This is a genomic window from Geodermatophilus sp. CPCC 205506 (genome assembly GCF_051383635.1).
Lineage (GTDB): Bacteria > Actinomycetota > Actinomycetes > Mycobacteriales > Geodermatophilaceae > Geodermatophilus.
In genome coordinates this window covers 1-22,489 of record NZ_JALPKP010000049.1, presented here as the reverse complement: position 1 = coordinate 22,489, position 22,489 = coordinate 1, and the positions used below count along the sequence as shown (strand labels likewise).

Sequence of the window (22,489 nt, the reverse complement as noted above, 5' to 3'; positions counted from 1 at the left end):
CGGCCTCCTCTCAGGGGCCCGCCCGCCGAGGAACGAGGCGGGTGGGGGGAGAGGAGGTCCTTCACATGTGCGGGACGCTCTCGGGGATCTCGTAGAACGTCGGGTGGCGGTAGACCTTGTCGCCGCTCGGGGCGAACAGCGGGTCCTTCTCGTCGGGGCTGGACGCGGTGATGTCGGCGGCCTTGACCACCCAGATGCTCACGCCCTCGTTGCGCCGGGTGTAGAGGTCGCGGGCGGAGTGCACGGCCATCTCGTCGTCCGGGGCGTGCAGCGAGCCGACGTGCACGTGGTTGATGCCGCGCTTGCCGCGCACGAACACCTCGTAGAGCGGCCAGTCCCGCCGGGTGGTCGCCGGCTTCGGCTCGACCGGCACCTCGGGCCCCGTGGGGACGGCGCCGTGCCCGCCCTCGGCGGTGACGTCGGTGGCGCTCATGCCGCACTCTCCTCGTGCTCGGTGGTCGGTCGCCCGCCGTCGTGCTTCCGGGCGTACGCGGTGGCGGCTTCCCTGACCCAGGCGTTGTCGTCGCGGGCGGCCCGCCGGCGGGCGATGCGCTCGGCGTTCGCCGGGCCGTTGCCGCTGATGACCCGCTTGAACTCGTCCCAGTCGATGGCGCCGAAGCGGTGGTGGCCGGTCGCCGGGTCGAACCGCAGCTCCGGGTCGGGCAGCGTGACGCCGAGGAACTCCGCCTGCGGGACGCTCATGTCGACGTAGCGCTGGCGCAGCTCGTCGTTGCTGTGCCGCTTGATGCCCCAGGCCATCGACTGCGCGGAGTTCGGGCTGTCGTCGTCCGGCGGGCCGAACATCATCAGCGACGGCCACCACCAGCGGTCGACGGCGTCCTGCACCATGGCCCGCTGCTCGTCGGTGCCGCGCATCATCGTCATCAGCAGCTCGTAGCCCTGCCGCTGGTGGAAGGACTCCTCCTTGCAGATGCGGATCATCGCCCGGGCGTAGGGCCCGTAGGAGGAGCGGCACAGCGGCACCTGGTTGCAGATCGCCGCGCCGTCGACGAACCAGCCGATGACGCCGACGTCGGCGTAGGTCAGCGTCGGGTAGTTGAAGATGGAGCTGTACTTCTGGCGGCCCTCGATGAGCTTGTCGGTGAGGTCGGCCCGGTCGGCACCGAGGGTCTCGGCGGCGGAGTACAGGTACATCCCGTGGCCGGCCTCGTCCTGCACCTTGGCCAGCAGGATCGCCTTGCGCCGCAGGCTCGGTGCGGCCAGCAGCCAGTCGCCCTCGGGCTGCATGCCGATGATCTCCGAGTGCGCGTGCTGGGCGATCTGCCGGATCAGCGTCTTGCGGTAGCCGTCGGGCATCCAGTCGCGGGGCTCGATCCGGTGCTCGGCGGCGATGACGGCGTCGAAGTGCTCCTGCAGCGCGGCGTCGTCGGCCGCGCGCCGGTCCAGGGTGGGCGCTGACATCTCGTTCCCCTCGGTGGCAACGGCGGTCGCTGATTTACTGACCGCTTGGTCGGTAATGAGTGTGCACGACCGGCCTCCGTCGCACAACCCCGGCCGGGCGGGTGTCCGCCGGGGCTTGACAGCGGCCGTGGCGGGGAGTTGGTTACCTGACCATCTGGTCGGTATTTGGGGGAGACCTGGCTGCCGACCGTCCCGCGAGGACGCTGCGACCACGGAGGCGACGGCCATGACGGCTGCGACCAGCGAGACCACCCGGCGCCTGGGGCCGGCGCCCGACCCGGCCATCCTCGACCCGGCGGAGCGCATGTCCGTCGACGAGCTCCGGGCCACGCAGCTCGAGCGGCTGCAGTGGACCCTGCGGCACGCGTACGAGAACGTGCCGCACTACCGGCGGGCCTTCGACGCTGCCGGCGTGCACCCCGACGACTGCCGCGAGCTCGCCGACCTGGCGCGGTTCCCCACCACGAGCAAGGCCGACCTGCGCGAGAACTACCCGTTCGGGATGTTCGCCGTCCCCCAGGAGCAGGTGCGCCGGGTGCACGCCTCCTCCGGGACCACCGGCCGGCCCACCGTCGTCGGCTACACGGAGAAGGACATCGACACGTGGGCCACCGTGATGGCCCGCTCCATCCGCGCGGCCGGCGGCCGCGCCGGCGACCGGCTGCACAACGCCTACGGCTACGGCCTGTTCACCGGCGGGCTGGGCGCGCACTACGGCGCGGAGAAGCTCGGCTGCACGGTCATCCCCGTCTCGGGCGGCATGACGCCGCGGCAGGTCCAGCTGATCACCGACTTCGAGCCGCGGATCATCATGGTGACGCCGTCCTACATGCTCACCGTGATCGACGAGTTCGAGAAGCAGGGCCTCGACCCCCGGGCCAGCTCGCTGGAGGTCGGCATCTTCGGCGCCGAGCCGTGGACCGAGCAGATGCGCCGGGAGATGGAGGAGCGCCTCGACATCCAGGCCGTCGACATCTACGGCCTGTCGGAGGTGATGGGCCCCGGTGTCGCGCAGGAGTGCGTGGAGACCAAGGACGGCCTGCACATCTGGGAGGACCACTTCTACCCCGAGGTCATCGACCCGCTGACCGGCGAGGTGCTGCCGGAGGGCGAGCAGGGCGAGCTGGTGTTCACCTCGCTGAGCAAGGAGGCCATGCCGGTCATCCGCTACCGGACCCGCGACCTCACGCGCCTGCTGCCGGGCACCGCCCGGCCGGGGATGCGGCGGATGGAGAAGATCACCGGCCGCACCGACGACATGATCATCCTGCGCGGGGTGAACCTCTTCCCGACCCAGATCGAGGAGATCGTGCTGCGCACCCCCGGCCTGTCGCCGCACTTCGCCCTGGAGCTGGTCACGCGGGGGCGGATGGACCACCTGATCTGCCGGATCGAGGCCCGACCGGACTGCCCGCCCGAGCGCCGGCCCGCCGCCGCCGGCGAGGTGGCGAAGGGGGTCAAGGACATCGTCGGCACCAGCATCGAGGTGCAGGTCGTCGATCCGGAGACGCTCGCCCGCTCGGTGGGGAAGCTGCAGCGGCTGGCCGACCACCGGGAGCGTGCATGACCTCGATGGCCGATCCCGCCCGCGTGCGGCGGGGCCGTCCCGGGCACTCCCTGGACTCGCTCCTCGACGTCGCCGTGGAGGTGTTCAACGAGCGCGGCTACGACGCGACGAGCATGGACGAGCTCGCCGCGCGGCTGGGCATCACCAAGTCGGCGATCTACCACCACGTGTCCAGCAAGGTCGAGCTGCTGCGGCTGGCCCTCGACCGGGCCCTGGACGCGCTGTTCGCCGTCACCGAGGAGCCCGGCGCGACCACCGGGTCGGCGATCGACCGGCTCGAGCACGTCGTCCGGGGCTCGGTCCGCGTGCTCACCGCGGAGCTGCCCTTCGTCACCCTGCTGCTGCGGGTGCGCGGCAACTCCCCGGTCGAGCAGGAGGCGCTGCAGCGACGTCGCCGGTTCGACCGGATCGTCACCGACCTGGTCCGCGCGGGGGAGGAGGAGGGCGACGTCCGCCCCGACGTCGACCCCGCCGTCACCAGCCGGCTGCTCTTCGGCGCCGTCAACTCCCTGACCGAGTGGTACCGCCCCGACCGCGGGCTGGACGCCTCGGCCGTCGCCGACGCGCTGGTCGCGATCACCTTCGACGGCCTCCGCACGACGACCCGCTGACCGCCGCCGCCCCACCGGCGGTCCCCGCGGGGATCGCCGCCGCTCCACCGGACTCTCCGCGCCGAAGGTGCGCCGTTCCACCGGACTCCCGGCGCCGCCGGGAGTCCCCGAGAGGAGATCGCCGTGACCGCACCCCTGCTCGAGAGCTACGTCGCCGGCCGCTGGTACGCCGCGCCGGACGACGGGACGCCGATCGCCGACGCGGTGACCGGCGAGACCGTGGCGCGCGTCAGCAGCACCGGCCTGGACGTGCCCGCCATGCTCGACCACGCGCGCACCGTCGGCGGGCCGGCGCTGCGGGAGCTGACCTTCCACCAGCGGGCCGGCCTGCTCAAGCAGCTCGGCCTGCGGCTGATGGCCGGCAAGGACGACTTCTACGCGTTGTCCCGCCGCACCGGCGCGACCGACCGGGACAGCGCGGTCGACGTCGACGGCGGCTTCGGCACGCTGCTGTCGTACGCGTCCAAGGCGCGCCGCGAGTTGCCCGACGACACCGTCGTCCTCGACGGCGCGGTCGAGCCGCTCGGCAAGCGCGGCACGTTCGCCGGCCAGCACCTCTACACCCCGCTGCGCGGCGTCGCCGTGCAGATCAACGCCTTCAACTTCCCGGTCTGGGGCTTCCTGGAGAAGCTGGCCCCGGCCTTCCTCGCCGGCGTGCCCACCATCGTCAAGCCGGCCAGCCAGACCTCCTACCTGACCGAGGCGGTGGTCCGGTCGGCCATCGAGTCCGGCCTGCTGCCGGAGGGCTCGGTGCAGCTGCTCGCCGGCAGCGCCACCGGCGTGCTGGACGGGCTGGCCGGGCAGGACCTCGTCTTCTTCACCGGCTCGGCGGCCACCGCGCGCAAGCTGCGCAGCCACCCCGCCGTCGTCGCCAACTCGGTGCGGTTCAACGCCGAGGCCGACTCGCTCAACTGCTCGGTGCTCGGCCCCGACGCCGGCCCGGACACCCCGGAGTTCGAGCTCTTCGTCGAGCAGCTGGTCACCGAGATGACCGTCAAGGCCGGGCAGAAGTGCACCGCGATCCGCCGCGCCCTCGTCCCCCGGGAGCTGGTGGACGACGTCGTCGAGGCCACCCGGGAGCGGCTGTCCCGCGTCGTCGTCGGGGCGCCGGGAGCCGAGGGCGTGACCATGGGCGCGCTGGCCGGCCTCGACCAGCGCGAGGAGGTGCTGCGGTCGCTCAAGGCGCTGCGCGGCGTCGCCGAGCTGGTGGTCGGCGACCCGGAGCGCTTCGAGGTGGTCGGCGCCGACCGCGACCGCGGCGCCTTCCTGCCGCCGATGCTGCTGCGCTGCGACGACCTCGGCGCCGCCGAGCCGCACGACGTCGAGGCCTTCGGCCCGGTGAGCACCGTGCTGCCCTACGACGAGATCGCGCAGGCCGTCGAGCTGGCCGCCCGGGGCCAGGGCAGTCTCGTCGGCTCGATCGTCACCCACGACGAGGCGGTCGCCCGGGAGTTCGTGCTCGGCGCCGCGCACTCCCACGGTCGCATCCTGGTGCTCGACCGCGACGACGCGAAGGAGAACACCGGGCACGGCTCGCCGCTGCCGGTGCTCGTCCACGGTGGCCCCGGCCGCGCCGGCGGCGGCGAGGAGCTGGGTGGCATCCGCGGCGTGCTGCACCACATGCAGCGCACCGCCGTCCAGGCCTCGCCGGACATGCTGACCGCCGTCGGCGGCCGCTGGGTGACCGGCTCGCGGCGGAACGACGACGGCGTGCACCCCTTCCGCAAGTCGCTGGCCGAGCTGCGGATCGGCGACTCGGTGACCGCGGGCCCGCGCGCGGTCACGCTCGAGGACATCGAGCACTTCGCCGAGTTCACCGGCGACACCTTCTACGCGCACATGGACGAGGAGGCCGCGGCGGCCAACCCGCTGTTCGGCGGCCGGGTGGCGCACGGGTACCTGATCGTCTCCTGGGCGGCCGGGCTGTTCGTCGACCCCGACCCGGGCCCCGTGCTGGCCAACTACGGCGTCGACAACCTCCGCTTCCTCACGCCGGTCAAGCCGGGGGCGGAGCTGACCGTCACGCTGACGGCCAAGCAGATCAGCCCGCGCGGCGGCGCCGACCACGGCGAGGTCCGCTGGGACGCCGTCGTCGTCGACACCGAGGGCAAGCCGGTCGCGACCTACGACGTCCTGACGATGGTCGCCAAGACCTGGCCGCCGGCCGCCTGACCGGCGAGCGGAGTCGTTCGGTGGCGGGAACCGCCACCGAACGACTCCGTCAGGCGGCGGTCCAGCGGATGGGGAGGCGCTTGACGCCGCGCTGGAAGTTCGACCGCAGCAGGGCCGGTGGCCCGTCGGGCTCCAGGGCGCTGGTGCGGCGCAGCAGCGCGGCGAACAGTGCGCGCATCTGCACGCGGGCCAGCTGGGCGCCCAGGCAGAAGTGCGGCCCGTGCCCGAAGGTGAGGTGCGGGTTGGGCGCGCGCCGGATGTCGAACGCGTCCGGATCGGCGAACACCGACTCGTCGCGGTTGGCCGAGGTGAAGGACACGACCACCTTGTCCCCGGCCCGGATGCGGACCCCGGCGAGGTCGACGTCGGTGGTCGCGGTGCGGCGGAACACCATGACCGGCGTCCACCAGCGCAGCATCTCCTCGACCGCGCCGGGCAGCAGCGACGGGTCCGCCCGCAGCGCGGCCGGCGCCTCCGGGTGCTGGAGCAGCGCGATCAGGCCGCCGGGCAGCCCGTTGCGCAGCGTCTCGTTCCCGGCGACGGCGAACAGCCAGAACATGTTCTCGAACTCGGCGTCGCTGACCCGCCCGCCGCCCTCGTCCACCTGCGCGAGCAGGATCGACATGACGTCGGCTCCGGGGGAGCGGCGCTTCTCCTCGGCCAGCAGCCGGGCGTACGCGTAGAGGTCGGGCATGCCGGCCCGCGTACGGGGGTCGGGCATCCGGCCGTCCGGGCCCGGCGCCGGCCGCAGCGCCACCGCCTCCCGGGCCATCGGCGTCCCGCCGGTGCCGTCGAACGCGGCCGAGGTGGCGTAGTCCGGGTCCTGCCAGCCGATGACCCGGTTGGACCAGTCGAACATCAGCCAGCGGTCCTCGGCCGGCACCCCCAGCACGTCGGCGAGGGTGAGCAGCGGGAGGTCGGCGGCGACGTCCTTGGCGAAGTCGCACCGGCCCGCGGCCGCGCCGTCCACCATCCGGTCGACCAGCCGCTCCGCCGTCGCCTCGATCGAGGCGGTGAGCGCGGCGACCGCGCGCGGGGTGAACGACCGGGTGAGCAGCCGCCGCAGCCGGGAGTGGTCCGGCGGGTCCGTGTTGAGCATCATCCGGCGGACCCAGTCGAGGTCCGCGGCGTCCCGGATCTGGGTGGCCCCCAGCCACGAGGAGAAGGTCGCGGGGTCGCGGAGCACCCGCTCGACGTCGGCGTGCCGCAGCACCAGCCAGAATCCCGGGCCGGCCGGCTGGCCGTGCAACGCGGGCTCCTCGACCCACGTCACCGGCGTCTCTGTCCGCAGCCGGCGCAGCAGCTCGAACGGGGGCCCGCCCTCGTAGGTCGACGGGTCGACGAGAGCGACGGTGTCCAGCGCCGCAGCGGCCATGCCGGCTCCTCGGGTCAGGTGTAGTCGTGGAAGCCGCGGCCGGTCTTGCGGCCCAGGTCCCCGGCGGCCACCTTGTCGCGAAGCAGCTGCGGCGGGGCGAACCGCTCGCCGAGGGTGCGGTGCAGGTACTCGGCGATGGCCAGCCGGACGTCGAGGCCGACGAGGTCGGTGGAGCGCAGCGGGCCCATCGGGTGGCGGTAGCCCAGCTCCATCGCGGTGTCGATCGCCTCGGCGTCCGCGACGCCCTCCTCGAGCATCCGGATCGCCTCCAGCCCCAGCAGGACGCCGAGCCGCGACGAGGCGAAGCCGGGGGAGTCCTTCACCACGACGTCGGTCTTGCCCAGTGCCCGCACCCAGCCGCTCGCCGTCCCGACCAGTTCCGGGTCGGTGTCGCGGGCCACGACGACCTCGACCAGCCGGGAGGCCGGCACCGGGTTGAAGAAGTGCAGCCCCAGGAAGCGGGCGGGGCGCTCCAGCGCGGCGGCGAGTTCGGTGACCGACAGCGAGCTGGTGTTGGTGGCCAGCACGGCGTCGGGGCCGACGGCCGCCTCGGCGGTGCGCAGCACCTCGGCCTTGAGGTCGGCCCGCTCGGGCACCGCCTCCACGACCAGGCCGGTCGACGGGTCGAGCGCCGCGGCGGAGTCGAGCAGGGTCAGCCGGCCCAGGGCGGTGGCCGCGTCCCCGTCCAGCTTGCCCCGGCGGGCGGCCTCGTCCAGCCCGTCGGCGACGCGCCCGCGGGCGGCCTCCGCGGCGTCGCCGCCGGCCTCGACGACGGCGACCTGCGCACCGGCCGCCAGGAAGACCTGCGCGATGCCGGCGCCCATGCGCCCGCCGCCGATCACGGCGACCCGGGTGGGGACGGCGCTCATCTGCGCTCCTCTGCGACAGGGTCGGCGAAGGCCGCGGCGGTCCCGCTCGCTCGAAGTTCCCGACCAATCGTTCAGTAATTGACGGGTGGAGTCTGGCCCACAGCACGGACACCGTGCAAGCCCCGCGATCGTCCGCAGACGTCCTAGACATCTGTTGCGAGGGCGGCCCGCGACCGGCACGCTGTCGGCGGGCGGGGCCCCGGGGGGCCTCGGGTGTGCTCCGCCCGCCAACGTCCGACGTCGCGTCGACGACGTCGAGGAGCGCGGGCGGGCCACGCCTGGTGGCCGCGGCGGGACGGGACGAGCATGGGCCGGTGCCCTTCGACGTCGAGCGACTGCTGCGCCTGTGGACCGACCCGCTGCCCGAGGACGACGACGTCGCGGCGGCGTCCTTCCGCGAGCTGTACACCGATCCGGTCACGGTCAACGGCGCACCGCTGACCGTGGCCGACCTCGTGACCCGCGCCCGCGTCATGCAGGCGGCCCTGGAACGGCCGGAGCGGGAGGTGCTGGCCGTGGCCGACGCCGGCGACTCGGTCGCGCTCGCGTTCCGCCTCGCGGGCCGGCAGGTGGGCCCGCTGGACACACCGGCCGGGCGGCTGCCCCCGACCGGCCGCCGGATCGACCTGCGCGTCATCGACCTCCTGTCGCTCACCGACGGCCGGGTGAGCGGCATCTGGATGGTCGGTGACTGGCTGGCCGCGCTGGCCGGGACCGGCGCCGTCCGCCTGGCGACGGAGGCGTGACCCGCGCGGCGGGCCGGTCCCGCCGACGGCAGGACCGGCCCGCCGGAGGGGCCGGGTGAGCGCGGCCGGATCCCTGCACGTCGGCGTCGTCGGCGCCGGCATCGTGGGCCTCGCGGTGGCCCGCCGGCTCGCCCGGCTGCGGCCCGACGCGCGGATCACCGTGCTCGACAAGGAGGACGACGTCGCGGTCCACCAGACCGGTCGCAACAGCGGCGTCGTCCACGCGGGCCTCTACTACCGGCCCGGGTCGCTGAAGGCCGAGCTGTGCACCCGCGGCCGTGAGCTGCTCCGGGAGTTCTGCGCCGACCACGGCCTGGTCTACGACGAGTGCGGCAAGCTCGTCGTCGCCCGCCGCGCCGACGAGCTCGCTGCCCTGGAGGAGATCGAGCGCCGGGCGACGGCGAACGGGGTGCCGGGCCTGCGCCGGCTGTCCGGCGCGGAGCTCCGGGAGGTGGAGCCCGAGGCCGCCGGGGAGGCGGCCCTGCACTCGCCGCGCACCGCCATCGTGGACTTCCGCGCGATCGCGCGGGCCGTCGCCGACGAGCTGCGGCGGACCGGCCACGAGGTCCGGCTGGGCTTCGAGGTGACCGGTGTGCGCCGGCAGGCCGGCGGAGGAGTGCTGGTCACCTCCCGCGACGACGCGCTCTCCGTGGACCGGCTCGTGGTCTGCGCCGGGCTGCAGGCCGACCGGGTGTCGCGCCTGGCCGGCGACGAGGAGGGGCCGGTGATCGTGCCCTTCCGCGGCGAGTACTACCGGCTGGTCCCCGAGCGCAGCGCGCTCGTGCGCGGGCTGATCTACCCGGTCCCCGATCCGCGCTACCCGTTCCTGGGCGTGCACTTCACCCGGCGCGTGGACGGGGGCGTCGACATCGGGCCCAACGCCGTCCTCGCCCTGGCCCGGGAGGGCTACCGCTGGGGCGACGTCCGCCCCGGTGAGCTGCTCCGGACCCTGACCTGGCCCGGGATGCGTCCGCTGGCCAGGCAGCACTGGCGGATGGGGATCGCGGAGTTCCGCGGCTCGCTGTCGCGCAGGGTGTTCCTCGCCGCGGCCCGGGAGTTCGTCCCGGCGCTGACCGACGCCGACGTCCGGCGGGCCCCGGCCGGCGTCCGGGCCCAGGCCGTCGACCGGGACGGCACCCTGGTCGACGACTTCCGGATCAACCGGCTCGGCCCGGTCGTCACGGTGCGCAACGCCCCCTCACCGGCGGCCACCTCGGCGCTCGCGATCGGCGAGTACGTGGCCGACCGCGTCCTGGCGGCGGATCCGGGCTGAGCCGCGGTCAGTCTCCGCCGGCGTCCGGCGACCCGTCGGCCGGGGTCACGGGACCGTCGGCCAGCAGCAGGTAGAGGGCTCGGCGCGCCTCGGCGAGGATCGCCGCCGCCGAGGTCTGCTGTGCCTCGGTGCCGCTGCGCGCTACCTGGCGGGCCGCGGCGTGCAGCTCGTCGAGGAGCCCGCGCAGATCCGCGCCCGCGCCGGCTCCGGTGTGCCCGGCGAACGGGTCCGGGCTCGTGCCGCGCCGGGACTCGACGTGCTCGCGACCGGTGTCGGTCAGGGTGACGAGCTTGCGCCCGGCGTCCGCCGTGACGGTCACCAGGCCCTCGTCCTCGAGCTGGCTGATCGTGGGGTAGATGGCGCCGGGACTCGGGGTCCACCGGCCGCCGCTGCGCTCGGCGATCGACTGCATGAGCTGGTAGCCGTGCATCGGCTCCTCGGCGAGGAGCAGCAGGACGGCGGCGCGGACGTCGCCGCGCGGAACGCGGCCGCGGCCGCCCCGGCGGTGCGCCATGGGGGCGCCGTCCGGCAGATCCGGCCGGCCGCGGCGTGGGTGGTGGTGGCGCCGGCCGGGGGTGCGGCCGTCGCGCTCTCGCATGGGGTGCATGTGTCCTCCTCGGACTATCGAATGACAGTAACGATACATCGGTACTGTCATTCGTCAACGTCGAGGCGGCACGACATGGGACTCCCGGAGCGGGGGTCCCGGACCGATCGAGGACTTTCGGTGCCGAAAGTCCGGGGGTCGGGTCCCCGAGGGGCCGACCGGGGTGTCGCTCAGGCGCTGAGCGGCGTCTGGCGCTGGAGGCGCAGCCGGCGACGCTCCCGCTCGGACAGGCCGCCCCAGATGCCGAACCGCTCGTCGTTGGCGAGGGCGGACTCGAGGCACTCGGCACGCACCTCGCACCCGGAGCAGACGCGCTTGGCCTCGCGGGTGGAGCCACCCTTCTCCGGGAAGAAGGCCTCGGGGTCGGTCTCGGCGCAGAGCGCGTCCAGACGCCACGCGTCGTCGGTGGCGACCGCGGGCCACGGCGACGCGGGCAGCGGCTCGGCCCAGGCGGGGGTGGCCTCGGTGAGCAGGGTCAGGGACGGGCGGGAGAAGGAAGGCACGGGGAGCTCCTCGACGTGGGCGGTGTACCGGCGTGACGGACCGGTACGACATGCTTGCTGTCTGTGACGTTACGGATGCCCGGCCCGGGTTGGCACTGGCAAACCGTACGAAACCGTCTCGTGCTGTTGGAGGAATGTGTCGCTCCCCCGTCACACCCGCACCACCGTCGGCGTGGCCGGCGACCGGCGAGCCGGCCCGGATCTGGCCGTGGAGCCCGCAGCGGGCGCATGCTGTCAGCGTCCCGGATCGCCCCCGCCCGAGAGCGCACACGGCGGCCGGGAGCAGCGCGTGGCACGACGGCAACGGGAGCGTGGGCCATGGACGAGTCCGCTCTGCACCACTCGGGCGTCGGTCACGTCCGGGTCCGCTCGCCCAGACCGGAGACGGGGCCACCGGAGCGTCGACGCCCGGCCGAGCGTCCCGGGCAACCGACCGGTGCGGCGCCGCTCCACCTGCAGCGTGCCGTCGGCAACAGCGGGTCCGCGGCGCTCCTGGGCGCGCGCGACGACGCGGCCTCCTCCGTGGAGGGCGTCGTCCGGTCGCCGGGGGAGCCGTTGCCGGTCGGGGTCCGCACCGACATGGAGGCCCGGCTCGGCGGCGACTTCGGCGACGTCCGGGTGCACACCGACGACGCGGCCGCGGCGTCCGCCCGCGCGGTGCAGGCCAGTGCCTACACGGTCGGCTCTCACATCGCCTTCCAACGCTCGGTGTACGACCCCTCGAGCGACGGGGGCCGGGCCACGCTGGCGCACGAACTCGTCCACGTCCTCCAGCAGCGCAGCGGTCCGGTCGACGGCACGGAGGGCCCCGGCGGGATCCGGGTCAGCCACCCCACGGATCGGTTCGAGCGGGACGCGGAGGCCACGGCGGCACGGGCGCTCGGTGCCCCGGCGCCGGAACCCGCCGGGCCGGCCGACGTCCAGCGGCTGGACGAGCCGTCGGACGAGGCGCCCGTCCAGCGGGTCGCCACCGAGCCGGAGGTGGAGGAGCCCGAAGAGGAGCCCCCCGGCTGACACCGGGCGTGCACCCGGATCACCCCGACAGCCGCGCCTCGACCGACGACGGACCGGGCGCAGGCGCGCTCGGCGCCGCGTGCAGGGGGGCCAGGAAGCGCGCGAGGTCGGAGCGGGAGCGCAGGCCCAGCTTGCGGTAGACCCGGGTGAGGTGGGCCTCGACCGTCTTGCGGGACAGGTAGAGCACCGCCGCCGCCTCGGCGTTGTTGAGGCCGTCGGCGACCACGCGCGCGATCTGGAGCTCCTGGGGGGTGAGCACCGCCAGACCGGGCGCCGCCGGGTCGCAGCGGGGGGTGCGGTGGACGCCCGTCGCCGCCAGCTCCGTCTCGGCCCGGGCCGCCCACGGACGCGCCCCCAGCCCCTCGAAGACGGACAGGGCTTCCCGCAGCACCGGCCGGGCGGCCGCCGGACGCCGTAGCCGCCGCAGGACCTCTCCGGAGCAGAGCAGCGTCCGGGCCCGCTCGAACGGCACGGGACGTCGCGCGTGCAGGCGGGCGGCCTCGGCGAAGGCGCGCTCCGCCGGCTCGAGGTGGTCGGCGAGCAGGCCCCGGCAGCGCGCGGCGGCCGCCGCCGGGAACACCAGACCCGTGGTGGCGGCTGCCTGCTCCAGGGCCGCGAGGACTTCCTCGGCCCGGGACGTCGAGCCGCACCGGACGTGGGCCTCCACCAGGTCGCCGACGAAGGGCACCACCGTGGTCGCGGCCAGCCCGGCCGCCTGCGCCGCACGCCAGGCCTGCTCCAGGTGCTCCACGGCCTCGGCCGGGTCGCCGGCGCCCAGCGACGACAGCCCGAGGACGGCGGCCCGCTCCAGGTCGGCCCGCCCCAACCCGTAGGCCCCGCTCTCCCGGAGCGCACGGTCCAGCGCGGCGCGGCAGCCGGCCGCGTCCCCGCGGGAGGCGTCCAGCCGGGCCAGGGACGACAGGGCCGCGGCGGTCACGGCCGGCAGCCGGAGCTCCTCACCGCAGCGGACCGCCGCGGCGGCGTCCGCGGTCGCCGCCGCCCAGTGGCCGGTCCACCAGCCGAGCTCCGCTCGGGCCGCGAGGGCCAGGCCGGCGAGCCACGCCGAACCCTGCCGCCGGGCCTGCTCCACCAGCGCGTCCAGGGCCGCCGCGGCGGTCCCGTGGTCCTCGAGCCAGGTCCGGCACTGCGCCAGCAGCACGAGGGGCTCCAGGTCCCAGGCGCGGCACCGGCTGTCGGCGCCGGCCCGGTCGTCGCTGACGACCGGACGGGGTCCCGGAGACCCTCCGGCGAAGGCGTGGCCGGCGGCGGCCGCAGCGGCTCCGACCACCGCGCCCTCGCTGTCGCCCGCGGCGACCCGTGCGCAGCGCGCCGCGGCCTGCCGCACCAGGTCTCCGCGGCCGGCGAGCACGGCCGGCAGCACCGACTCGGCGTGCAGGCGGCGGGCCCGGCGGGGATCGTGGGCGAGCACCGCGTCCCCGGCCCTGACCAGTCCGTCGAGGGCGCGCTGGGGGTGTCCCGCCCACGCCACCGCCCGCCCCTGCACGAGGGCCACGTCGGCGGCGAAGAGCGGCTCGGAGCGGAGGGACAGCGCCTCGTCGCAGGCACCGCAGGCGGCGTCCATGCGCCCGGCCAGGTAGGCATCGGTCGCGGCGGCCAGCAGCCGCTCGGCCCGGCTCCTCCGGTCCGGGGTGAGCTCGGCCGCCCGCCGCCAGATGCGCGCCGCGGTGCGGTGTGCGCCGCGGCCGCGCGCCGCCTCGGCGGCCTCGACGAGGTCCCGCGCCGCCGGCTCGTCGGGGCCGACGGCGCAGGCCGCCACGTGCCACACCCGCTGCTCGGCCTCGGCGTGCTCGGCGAGGGCCCGGTGGACCAGCAGGCGCGTGGCCAGCGGGGTCCGGTCCTCGACGACCCACCGCAGGAGCGCGCTCCGCAGCCGCGGGGTCCCGTCACGCACGGCGACCAGACCGATCCGCTCGGCCGGGACGAGGTCGTCGAGGGACCCGCCGAGCGCGGCGAGCACCGGCTCGACCGCGCGCACGCCGGCCGGCCGGCCGGCCGCGATCGCGAAGAGCGCCGTCCGGGTGGGCTGGGGGAGCGCGTCGACGACGCAGCCCCACACCGTGCGCAGCGTGGGGCCGGGCGAGCCGAAGCCGGTGTCGAGTTCCGCACCGCACGACGCCCCGGACGGCAGGGCGGAGGTGGTCTCCAGGAGCGCGAGCGGGTTGCCGCTGGACCGCTCGACGATCTCCTCGACGGCCTGGCGGCCGAGGGCGGCGTCCTGCGCGGCGACCAGGGTGCGCGACTCGGCCTCGCTCAGGCCGCCCAGGTCGACCGTCGGGATGCCCACCGGCGCGTCCACCGGTCCGGGACGGTCCCGCAGGCCGAACAGGAGCAGGACGCGTTCGGTGGCCAGCCGCCGGGCGACGAACTGCAGCACCCGCGAGGACGCGGGATCGACCCACTGCAGGTCGTCGACGAGCACCAGCAGCGGCGCCCGCCGTCCCGCCGCGGCGAGCACCCCGAGCGTGGCCGCGCAGACCGCGAGCGGGTTCCCCGGCCCGCCGGTCCGGAGCGCCATGCTCGCCTCGACGGCGTCCCGCTGGACGCCGGGGAGCTCGGCGAAGTGCGCCCGGAGGGGCAGCAGCAGATCGGTCACCGCCACGTACGGCAGGACCTCCTCGGCCTGGAAGCCCCGGATCCGCTCGGTGCGCGCCCCGCTCTCCGCGGCGACCCGCTCCAGCAGCGCGGTCTTGCCGACGCCGGCCTCGCCCCGGACCACGACCGCCCCGCCGCGGGTCCCGATCCGCCGGGCGAGCGCCCCGAGCAGGTGGACCTCCCGCTCACGACCGACGAAGCAACCGCACGCCCCGGGTCCGCCGCCGTGCATGTCGCCCTCCCCGCCGAGCCGCCGTCGGCCCGTGCCGCCGAGACGGCACGGTGCTACGGACAGTTCAGGGGGTCGGTCGTCACCAGGGCGTCACCGGACCGTCGCGCCGGCGGGAACGGTCAGAGGAACTCCAGGTCGAGGGTGCCGCGCGCGTACCGGCCGTCGAGGTCCTCGGCGGCGACCGTGACGAGCGCGACGGTCTCCGCGACCGAGCGGAGGGTGATCTCCGCGATGCCGCCCCGGAGCTGGACCAGGCCGCCGCGCTCGGCGAGCTTGCCCCGCGTCGTTGACACGCGCACCCGGTCGGTCCGGTCGTCGAGCAGGCGGCCGTGGGCGTCCCTGGCCGACACGGTGACGACGACGGAGTCCTCGCCGTCGCCCTCCAGCTGCCGGCGGTCCGCGGTCACCGCCAGCTGGGGGCGGGGTGCCAGCCGGCCCGACCCCGGATCGACCCACACGTCGGTGGCCATGGCCTCGGTCGGGTCGGCGACGGCCAGCACGCCCACGTCCGCGTCCGCGGAGACGGCGCCGTCGGGGAGGAGGCCGGCGTCCCTCGCCACGGCGAGGACCGACTCCTCGTCCAGCTCCGCGTAGCCGCCGTCACCGACGCTGTACCGGCTGTACCGGCCCAGGACGGCGCCACTGGCGCGGTCGTACAGGACGTGCACCACGGGACTCTCCGTCGGCCGGATGGCGCTGCTCTCCTCCGGCACGGCGGGCAGCTCGGCTCCACCGGTCTGGTCCAGGCTCACTCGTAGAACACCACCCCGATGCCGAGGACGCTGGCCGCCGCGAACGACCGCGCGCGGAACGTGATGACGCGACCCTGCCCCCAGAAGGTCCTGGCCAGCACGTTGCTGTCCTGCCCGTTGGCTCCCCAGTGGTCGCCACCGAAGAACGAGGTCGCGGTGCGGGCCCCGTCCACCCGGAAGATGTCCAGGGCGATGGCGTGACTGCGGTCGAAGGCGTTCCGGGGGTCGTTGCCGCAGCTGGCGACGAAGGCGGTGAACTGGCGGGGCGCCCCCAGGTCCACGTCGGCCAGGCTCGTCCCGGCATCCGCCGACAACCACACGGACTGCATGTACCGCGCCGCGTTGCCGCCGAGCTGGCGCCAGTCGGGGCCGTTGACCCAGACCCGCCCGGCCGCGCCCTCCAGCACGACGGCGTCGGCGCCGGCGTTCCGGACCCAGACCGACCCGCTGCCTCCGTCGGAGAACACCGAGAGCCCGGTGCGCCCCGTCGGGTCCTGGACGTGGACCCGGCCGGCGTTCTGCGACCCGCCGGCGATCACCGAGCCGCCGGCGGTCACCGACCCGCCCGCGGTCACCGATCCGCCCGCGGTCACCGATCCACCCGCGGTCACCGCCGCGCCGGCCGCCACGGAGCGCGCCTGCAGCGAGCCGGTGACCGTGGCGGCCCTGCCGACGGTGAGCTGCCCGTCGACGGTCGCCCGATCGCCGACCGCGAGCGCCCCGGTGACGGCGGCGGCCCCGCCGACGGTGAGCTGCCCGTCGACGGCCGCCCGGTCGCCGACCTCGAGCGCCCCCGTGACGGCGGCGGCCCCGCCGACGGTGAGGTCTCCTCCGGCGGTCAGCGCGAGGCCCGGGGTGGTGCCGCCGGCGGAACGGACGGTGAACCCGCCGGCGAGGTCGGTCCGCAGCACCGCGCCGGCCCGCTCGGAGACGACCGTCTCGCCGCCCGCGGGGGACGAGGTCCCGGTGGCCCGCAGCTCCAGCTCGGTGGCGCCCACCGTCGGCCCGGAGCGGTCGCCCGGCGCGACCCCCTCGGCGGCGACCTGGCCGTCGTCGGTGAGGGACAGCGTGGCCAGGACGACGTCGTCGTCGGCCGGCGTGCCGGTCGCGGGGGTCAGGAACAGCCAGGGCGTCTGGTGCGTGATGAACACCCGCTGGCCCTCCGCGTCCCACAGGGCCTTGTCGAAGGTCTCCCGCCACCGGAGGGCCAGCCGGCACTGTCCTCCGTGGCCGGCCAGCGGGACCTCGACACCCAGCTCGGTCACGGGGACCAGCCGGCTCTCCTCCTCCGGCTCGGCGGCCAGTTCCGCCCGGCCGCCGGGCGCCAGCACGATGTGCCGGCCGGCGCGGTCGACGGCCACGCCGGGACCGACGCGCACCGACGCGGCACCGCCGGCGGCGTGCACGGTCAGCCCGGTCGCCACGCCGGCTCCGTGCAGGGCGCCGGCGTGCGCCCGCTCCAGGGAGCGCAGGTGTGACAGGAGGTCGGTCTGGTCCTCGGCGTGACTGGCCGGCCCCGGGCGGGGTGCGCTGGACCCCGGCACCAGGTGCTCGGTACGGCTGATCGGACGGATGACCACAGGTGACCTCCTTGCCGCGGCTGCCCCATGCTCGGGGAACGGCTGCGGCGGCGCTTCCGGGATCACCCCCGCCCCGCCGGTCCGGAGCGGCGGCCCTCTGCCGCCGCCGCCGGCGGGAGGAACGAGGGAGTTCCCCGATGCGTCGCCCAGCGGCCGGCCGGTCCACTCGGGGCCCTCGGCCCACCGTCAACGAGCCGGGCCGGCCGGCCCGCGAGGAGGCGACGATGCCCTACATCCTCACCAGCAAGGCGTCGTCGCGGCCCCTGCTGGTGTTCCTCGCCAGCGGCTCCAGCGTGCGGCTCTCCCCCCGGCAGGAGTCCGAGGTGCTCGCCGACGTCGACGTGCTCGACGTGCCGGCGATCGAGCGGCTGGAGCGGCAGGGCCTGCTCGACGTCCGCCGGGTGGACGACGGGGACGAGGGTGGCGCCCCGGTCGAGGATGTCGCGGTCGAGGACCGGGACGGCGGCCAGGAGCCGGCGCCCGCAGACCCCGAGGCACCGGCCGCCGCCCCGGCCCGGGGGAGAGCGCGGACCGGGCGGACCCGGCAGAGCAGCGAGCCGAGAGCGTCCGCGGAGGACGCCCCGGCCGAACCCACAGCGCCGTGACGCGGCCGCGACCGCGGAGGGAGAACCGGACGTGCCAGCACTGACCTACCCCGGCGTCTACGTCGAAGAGGTCTCGAGCGGGATCCGCCCGCTGGAGATCGCCGGCACGTCCACCGCGGCGTTCGTCGGCCTCGCCGAGCGGGGCCCGGACACCGGCGCCCCGCGGGTGACGAGCTGGGCCCAGTTCCAGCGGGACTTCGGCTCGTTCATCACCGACGGGCACCTGCCCCTCAGCGTCTTCCAGTTCTTCAACAACGGTGGACGCCAGTGCTACGTGATCCGGATGACCCGGAACGACGCCGAGGCGGCGTCGGTGACGGTGCAGAACCGGGCCGACCCACCCACCGAGGGGCTCGTCCTGGAGGCGAGCAGTTCGGGGGCCTGGGGCAACTTCCTGGTCGCGAACATCCAGAACGGGTCGGGGGACCCCGACAACGAGTTCCGGGTGAGCATCCGCCGCCAGCCGGATGCCACGACCGTGCCCAAGGACTTCCTGAGCACCGAACCGCTCGAGGACTTCGACGACCTGAGCATGGACCCCGACGCGCCCAACTTCGTCGTCGACGTCCTGGAGCGCCGGTCCGCGCTGGTCCGGGCGCGGGTGTCCGGCGAGAACACCGCGCAGCAGGCCGGCGTCCACCGCGGCGGCCGGGGGGCGAAGGTGCCCCTGGACGAGCTGCTCAACCTGCAGATCATGATCGACGACGATGGTCTGCGCACCGTCGCGCTGCCGCCCGAGGCCGGTGCGTTCGACACGCTGGCCGAGGTGGCCGCCGCACTGCAGGCGGCCGTCCGGGCGCTGACGCCGGTCCGGACGTCCACCGACCCGGACGCCTACGCCGGGTTCACCTGCGCCGCGGAGGGCGAGGGGACCCAGGCCCGGCTCGTGCTGAGCTCCGGCAGCACCGGTCCGCGCTCCTCGGTCCGGGTGCTGCCCGGTGCCGCGTCCGACGCCAGTGGGCTGCTTCGGCTCGGCGTCGCCAACGGGGGTCGATCGGAGGGTGGCATCGCCGTCCGCCGGCCGCCGGTCACCGGACCGCTCCAGCTGGGGGACGCGGCGCGGAAGGCCCCCGTCGTGGACGTCGTCCCCGGGGACGACGGCGTCGCCGCGCTGACCGAGACCTCGTTCCAGGAGGCGTTCGCCCGCCTCGACCCGGTCTCCGACGTCAGCCTGCTCGCGGTCCCCGGCGAGGTCGCCGTCGGCGTCCGCACCCTGATGGACCTGGGCACCGAGTACTGCTCGCGCCGGCCCCTGCAGGACCTCTTCTTCATCGGGGAGACCGACGCCGAGGCCGTCACGCCGGCCCTGGGTCTGGCCTTCCGCGACAAGGTCAACTCGGCCAACTCCTACGGGGCCCTCTACTTCCCCTGGGTGACCGGACCCGACCCCCTGGGCCGGTCCAGCACGCCGGTCCCGCTGCCGCCCTCGGGCTACGTCGCCGGGCTCTACGCCCGGACCGACGCCGCCCGCGGGGTGTGGAAGGCACCGGCCGGCACGGCCGCGAGACTCAACGGCGTCGCGGGGCTCGTGACCGAGGTGGGGGACGTCGACCACGGGAACCTCAACCGCAGGGACGTCGCCGTCCTGCGCCGCTTCCCCGGGGTGGGCGTCGTCGCCTTCGGGGCGCGCACCGTCGCGTCCGACCCCGAGTGGCGGTACATCCCGGTGCGCCGGACCGCGATCATGCTCCGGGTCAGCATCTACCGCGGGATCCAGTGGGCGGTCTTCGAGCCGAACGACGAGGTGCTGTGGTCGCAGTTGCGGCTCACCATCGGCTCGTTCATGACGACCCTGTTCCGCCAGGGCGCCTTCCAGGGTGCGTCCGCGACCGACGCCTTCTTCGTCAAGTGCGACGCGGACACGACCACCCAGGCCGACATCGACGCCGGCGTGGTGAACGTCCTCGTGGGTTTCGCGCCGCTCAAGCCCGCGGAGTTCGTCGTCGTCCGGATCAGCCAGCAGGCCGGCGCGGCGTCCGCGTGATGCCGGGCGGCCGGAGAGGAGCAGGGGGATGGCGCGGTTCACCGTCAACAGCACCCGGTTCGACCCGTACCTCGGGTTCAAGTTCAAGATCAAGTGGGACGGTCAGTACGTCGCCGGGCTGAGCAAGTGCGGCGCCCTCAAGCGGACCACCGAGGTGACCACCTGGTGGGAGGGCGGGGACTCCAGCGGACCCCACCAGATCCCCGGCAAGAGCCGGTACGACGCGATCACGATGGAAGCCGGGGTGACCCTGGACACCGCCTTCGAGGACTGGGCGAACAAGGTCAACAACTTCCGGGGCGACGCGGCCATGTCGCTGGCCACCTTCCGGAAGGACATCTCGATCGAGGTCTTCGACCACCAGGGCCACAAGGTCCTGGCCTACAACGTCTTCCGCTGCTGGGTCTCGGAGTACCAGGCGCTGCCCCAGCTGGACGCCTCGACGAACGCGGTGATGATCAGCACGATCAAGCTCGAGAACGAGGGCTGGGTCCGCGACACCTCGGTCGTCGAGCTCCCGGAGACCTGACCGGCGATGCTCGACGACCGCGCCGGCGTGCTCCCCGGCGGCTTCTGGGACGAGGCCGGGCGACGTCACCGGACGGTGGCCCTGCGCCCCCTCACCGGCCACGAGGAGGAGTTGCTGGCCGGCGGGGACGGCGGCAACCCGCCGGCCCTGGTGACGGCGGTGCTCGGTCGCTGCCTGACCCGCCTGGGCGAGATGGCCCCCGTGCCCACCGACGTGGTGCGCCGGCTGCTCGTCGGCGACCGGGACTACCTGCTGCTGCAGCTGCGGCAGCTCACCTTCGGCGACGAGGTCCGCGCCACGCTGGTCTGCCCGTGGGAGGCCTGCGGCGAGCAGGTCGCGATCGAGTTCGCCGTGTCCGACGTCCCGGTGCACGGGTCACCGCTCCCGGCCCCCGACTACACCGTCCGGCTCTCGTCCGAGGCGGACGACGCGCGCAGCGAGATCCGCTTCCGCCTGCCCAACGGGGCCGACCAGGAGGCGGTGGCGCCCTGGGCCGAGCACAACGAGGCGGCGGCCCTGACCGCGCTGCTGCGCCGCTGCGTGCTGGGCGCCGACCCGCCGAGCGAGGACTGCGTGGCGGCGCTGAGCCCGCGGGCCCGCGCGGAGCTCGAGGCGGAGATGGAGCGGCTGGCGCCCCGGGTCGAGCGCACCATGACCACGAGCTGCGTCGAGTGCGGCCGCCCCTTCACCGTGCCGTTCGACCTGCACCGCTTCTTCTTCGGGGACCTGCGCACCGACGCCGACCTGCTGTACCGCGAGGTGCACGTGCTCGCCTGGCACTACGGCTGGAGCGAGCCGGACGTCCTGGCGCTGTCGCAGGCCCGGCGCCGCACCTACATCGACCTCCTGGCCGAGGAGATCGAGGGGCTCGACGATGGCCACTGACGGCCTCCTGACCGCCGTGCTGGGCGGCAGCGGTCAGCGGTTCCGCCACCGCGGCGGCGTCCTGCGGCTCCTCGGCCTCCCGGACCCGGCCGGTGTCGAGGTCCGCTTCTCCCCACCGGGCGGCGCGGGGAGTCGCTGGTTCCGCGAGCCGGCCCCCCGGTCGCGGCGGTCGGCGCCCGCCTCCCGGCGGCGCACCGCGGCACCGCAGGCCTCCGCCCCGCGGACGGGGCCTGCCGCCGTGCTGCCGCTGCGGTCGGCGGCCGGCGCCGCGCCCGATGGCCGCGCCGAGGTCCACGGAGTGCCCGGGGAGGGGACCCCCGCGCCGGCACGCCGGCGTCCGGACGACGCGGATCCCGGCCGGCCGGCCCGACCGGACCGCTCCGCCGTTCCGTCGCCGGCCGCGGCGCCTCCGCCTCCGACCGGGTCGCAGCCGGTCGCGGGCCGGGCCGGCCCGGACGGGCCGTCGCGGCCGGCATCGGTGGCCGACCGGCCGGTGTCGGTGGCTGACCGGCCCGCGCCCGTCGGCGCGGCGCGCCCGCCGCGGCGGGAGGTCGTCGCGGTCCCGCCCGGGTCGCCGCCGGAGGCCGTTCCGTCGGCGGAGGAGCACGCCGCCGAGGGACCGGGCCCCGTGCCGTCCCACCCGGAGGACACCGGCTCGGCCGGGCGCGGGCTGCCCCGACCCGCGGACTCCGGCGTTCCTCCGGTGCCCGCCCACCCGGAGCCGGGGCCGACCACGACCGGGGCAGCCTCGACGCCGGAACCGGCGCCTCGACCCGACCGCCGGGGGACCGGGGTGGCGGCACCGGAGGAGCCGGCCGCCGGCCGCCGGCCGGCTCTGCGGGCCGCGGCGGACGCCGACCCCGCGCCGGCTCCCTCCACGGACGGCCCAGGGCCCGCGCACCCGGACGACGGTGCCCCGCACGTCGTGCTGATCCCCCCGCCGCCCGCGGTGGCCGGCCACCCCGGCACGACCGCGGGCCGGCGGTCCGGGACACCGCCGCGGGGCCCGGCGGCCGGGCTCCCGACGGCGGGACCGCAGCTCGCGGGCGATCCCGACGGCGATCCCCTCCGGACGGGCACGGCGCCGGCCCCGGCCGCGCAGCAGCCGGCGGCCGTGCCCCGGCGGGGCGCGCAGCCACCGGCCGCGCGG

The 22,489-nt window shown here is 75.6% G+C and carries 19 protein-coding genes and 1 pseudogene; 11 read left to right on the top strand and 9 right to left on the bottom strand.

The window, feature by feature from the left end; genetic code table 11:
- Window positions 1-61 precede the first annotated feature (61 nt).
- Together paaB and paaA are read right to left on the bottom strand one after the other, a co-directional pair.
- Window positions 62-433, bottom strand: coding sequence for a 1,2-phenylacetyl-CoA epoxidase subunit PaaB (gene paaB / locus MY520_RS22455; protein WP_436694791.1), 372 nt, complete (start codon window positions 431-433; stop codon window positions 62-64).
- Window positions 430-1,422, bottom strand: coding sequence for a 1,2-phenylacetyl-CoA epoxidase subunit PaaA (paaA, locus tag MY520_RS22450; RefSeq protein ID WP_436694790.1), 993 nt, complete (start codon window positions 1,420-1,422; stop codon window positions 430-432). The genes paaB and paaA overlap by 4 nt, the downstream gene beginning before the upstream one ends.
- 226 nt (window positions 1,423-1,648) lie before the next feature.
- Here paaA and paaK point away from each other — a divergent pair, with 226 nt between their 5' ends.
- The 3 genes from paaK (at window position 1,649) to paaZ (ending at window position 5,772) form a co-directional block, all read left to right on the top strand.
- The gene (gene paaK, locus MY520_RS22445; RefSeq protein WP_436694789.1) at window positions 1,649-2,989 is read left to right on the top strand and encodes a phenylacetate--CoA ligase PaaK; all 1,341 of its coding nucleotides are present in this window, start codon (window positions 1,649-1,651) and stop codon (window positions 2,987-2,989) included.
- The gene (locus tag MY520_RS22440) at window positions 2,986-3,600 is read left to right on the top strand and encodes a TetR/AcrR family transcriptional regulator (RefSeq protein ID WP_436694788.1); all 615 of its coding nucleotides are present in this window, start codon (window positions 2,986-2,988) and stop codon (window positions 3,598-3,600) included. The genes paaK and MY520_RS22440 overlap by 4 nt, the downstream gene beginning before the upstream one ends.
- Before the next feature lie 123 nt (window positions 3,601-3,723).
- Window positions 3,724-5,772 (top strand): phenylacetic acid degradation bifunctional protein PaaZ, encoded by a 2,049-nt coding sequence (paaZ, locus tag MY520_RS22435; protein WP_436694787.1) that lies wholly within the window; start codon window positions 3,724-3,726, stop codon window positions 5,770-5,772.
- A 49-nt stretch (window positions 5,773-5,821) separates the two neighbouring features.
- Here the strand turns inward: paaZ and MY520_RS22430 are convergent, their stop codons facing one another.
- Both MY520_RS22430 and MY520_RS22425 read right to left on the bottom strand, forming a co-directional pair.
- A complete protein-coding gene (locus MY520_RS22430; protein ID WP_436694786.1) occupies window positions 5,822-7,147 on the bottom strand; it encodes a cytochrome P450 in 1,326 nt (441 codons plus the stop codon).
- A gap of 14 nt (window positions 7,148-7,161) precedes the next feature.
- Entirely contained in the window at window positions 7,162-8,016 is an 855-nt protein-coding gene (locus MY520_RS22425; protein ID WP_436694785.1) for a 3-hydroxyacyl-CoA dehydrogenase family protein, read from the bottom strand.
- Between the two features lie 314 nt (window positions 8,017-8,330).
- On the opposite strand from MY520_RS22425, the gene MY520_RS22420 reads away from it, so the two are divergent.
- On the top strand, window positions 8,331-8,762 hold the full coding sequence (locus MY520_RS22420; protein WP_436694784.1) for an ester cyclase: 432 nt from the start codon (window positions 8,331-8,333) through the stop codon (window positions 8,760-8,762).
- Window positions 8,763-8,817: 55 nt separating this feature from the next.
- Window positions 8,818-10,035 carry an L-2-hydroxyglutarate oxidase gene (gene lhgO, locus MY520_RS22415; RefSeq protein ID WP_436694783.1) on the top strand — a complete coding sequence of 406 codons (1,218 nt, stop codon included), beginning with the start codon at window positions 8,818-8,820 and terminating at the stop codon, window positions 10,033-10,035.
- Window positions 10,036-10,042: 7 nt separating this feature from the next.
- On the opposite strand, the gene MY520_RS22410 is transcribed toward lhgO, so the two are convergent.
- Window positions 10,043-10,642, bottom strand: a complete 600-nt coding sequence (locus MY520_RS22410; protein WP_436694782.1) for a PadR family transcriptional regulator — start codon at window positions 10,640-10,642, stop codon at window positions 10,043-10,045.
- A gap of 170 nt (window positions 10,643-10,812) precedes the next feature.
- Window positions 10,813-11,145 carry a WhiB family transcriptional regulator gene (locus tag MY520_RS22405; protein ID WP_436694781.1) on the bottom strand — a complete coding sequence of 111 codons (333 nt, stop codon included), beginning with the start codon at window positions 11,143-11,145 and terminating at the stop codon, window positions 10,813-10,815.
- Window positions 11,146-11,463: 318 nt separating this feature from the next.
- On the opposite strand from MY520_RS22405, the gene MY520_RS22400 reads away from it, so the two are divergent.
- The gene (locus tag MY520_RS22400; RefSeq protein WP_436694780.1) at window positions 11,464-12,159 is read left to right on the top strand and encodes an eCIS core domain-containing protein; all 696 of its coding nucleotides are present in this window, start codon (window positions 11,464-11,466) and stop codon (window positions 12,157-12,159) included.
- Window positions 12,160-12,178: 19 nt separating this feature from the next.
- On the opposite strand, the gene MY520_RS22395 is transcribed toward MY520_RS22400, so the two are convergent.
- The 3 genes from MY520_RS22395 to MY520_RS22385 form a co-directional block, all read right to left on the bottom strand.
- Window positions 12,179-15,004, bottom strand: coding sequence for an AAA family ATPase (locus MY520_RS22395; protein WP_436694779.1), 2,826 nt, complete (start codon window positions 15,002-15,004; stop codon window positions 12,179-12,181).
- A 119-nt stretch (window positions 15,005-15,123) separates the two neighbouring features.
- Window positions 15,124-15,756, bottom strand: a complete 633-nt coding sequence (locus MY520_RS22390) for a hypothetical protein (RefSeq protein ID WP_436694778.1) — start codon at window positions 15,754-15,756, stop codon at window positions 15,124-15,126.
- A complete protein-coding gene (locus MY520_RS22385; RefSeq protein ID WP_436694777.1) occupies window positions 15,753-17,336 on the bottom strand; it encodes a hypothetical protein in 1,584 nt (527 codons plus the stop codon). Before MY520_RS22385 ends, MY520_RS22390 begins: the two co-directional genes overlap by 4 nt.
- A gap of 224 nt (window positions 17,337-17,560) precedes the next feature.
- On the opposite strand from MY520_RS22385, the gene MY520_RS22380 reads away from it, so the two are divergent.
- From MY520_RS22380 to MY520_RS22360, 5 genes and pseudogenes are all read left to right on the top strand, one after another.
- The gene (locus tag MY520_RS22380) at window positions 17,561-17,941 is read left to right on the top strand and encodes a hypothetical protein (protein ID WP_436694776.1); all 381 of its coding nucleotides are present in this window, start codon (window positions 17,561-17,563) and stop codon (window positions 17,939-17,941) included.
- A gap of 31 nt (window positions 17,942-17,972) precedes the next feature.
- Window positions 17,973-19,925 (top strand): phage tail sheath family protein, encoded by a 1,953-nt coding sequence (locus tag MY520_RS22375; RefSeq protein ID WP_436694775.1) that lies wholly within the window; start codon window positions 17,973-17,975, stop codon window positions 19,923-19,925.
- Between the two features lie 28 nt (window positions 19,926-19,953).
- Entirely contained in the window at window positions 19,954-20,454 is a 501-nt protein-coding gene (locus MY520_RS22370; protein ID WP_436694774.1) for a phage tail protein, read from the top strand.
- Between the two features lie 6 nt (window positions 20,455-20,460).
- Window positions 20,461-21,339, top strand: a complete 879-nt coding sequence (locus tag MY520_RS22365; RefSeq protein ID WP_436694773.1) for a hypothetical protein — start codon at window positions 20,461-20,463, stop codon at window positions 21,337-21,339.
- Window positions 21,340-22,132: 793 nt separating this feature from the next.
- Window positions 22,133-22,489 (top strand): annotated as a pseudogene (locus tag MY520_RS22360) (hypothetical protein); the annotation flags it as partial.

What these genes read in the sequence shown, in the direction of transcription:
- MY520_RS22425 (WP_436694785.1), bottom strand. Translation starts at nt 8,016, where the DNA reads ATGAGCGCCGTCCCCACCCGGGTCGCCGTGATCGGCGGCGGGCGCATG.
- MY520_RS22380 (WP_436694776.1), top strand. Translation starts at nt 17,561, where the DNA reads ATGCCCTACATCCTCACCAGCAAGGCGTCGTCGCGGCCCCTGCTGGTG.
- paaB (WP_436694791.1), bottom strand. Translation starts at nt 433, where the DNA reads ATGAGCGCCACCGACGTCACCGCCGAGGGCGGGCACGGCGCCGTCCCC.
- paaA (WP_436694790.1), bottom strand. Translation starts at nt 1,422, where the DNA reads ATGTCAGCGCCCACCCTGGACCGGCGCGCGGCCGACGACGCCGCGCTG.
- MY520_RS22430 (WP_436694786.1), bottom strand. Translation starts at nt 7,147, where the DNA reads ATGGCCGCTGCGGCGCTGGACACCGTCGCTCTCGTCGACCCGTCGACC.
- MY520_RS22365 (WP_436694773.1), top strand. Translation starts at nt 20,461, where the DNA reads ATGCTCGACGACCGCGCCGGCGTGCTCCCCGGCGGCTTCTGGGACGAG.
- MY520_RS22370 (WP_436694774.1), top strand. Translation starts at nt 19,954, where the DNA reads ATGGCGCGGTTCACCGTCAACAGCACCCGGTTCGACCCGTACCTCGGG.
- MY520_RS22410 (WP_436694782.1), bottom strand. Translation starts at nt 10,642, where the DNA reads ATGCACCCCATGCGAGAGCGCGACGGCCGCACCCCCGGCCGGCGCCAC.
- MY520_RS22395 (WP_436694779.1), bottom strand. Translation starts at nt 15,004, where the DNA reads ATGCACGGCGGCGGACCCGGGGCGTGCGGTTGCTTCGTCGGTCGTGAG.
- paaK (WP_436694789.1), top strand. Translation starts at nt 1,649, where the DNA reads ATGACGGCTGCGACCAGCGAGACCACCCGGCGCCTGGGGCCGGCGCCC.
- MY520_RS22440 (WP_436694788.1), top strand. Translation starts at nt 2,986, where the DNA reads ATGACCTCGATGGCCGATCCCGCCCGCGTGCGGCGGGGCCGTCCCGGG.
- MY520_RS22400 (WP_436694780.1), top strand. Translation starts at nt 11,464, where the DNA reads ATGGACGAGTCCGCTCTGCACCACTCGGGCGTCGGTCACGTCCGGGTC.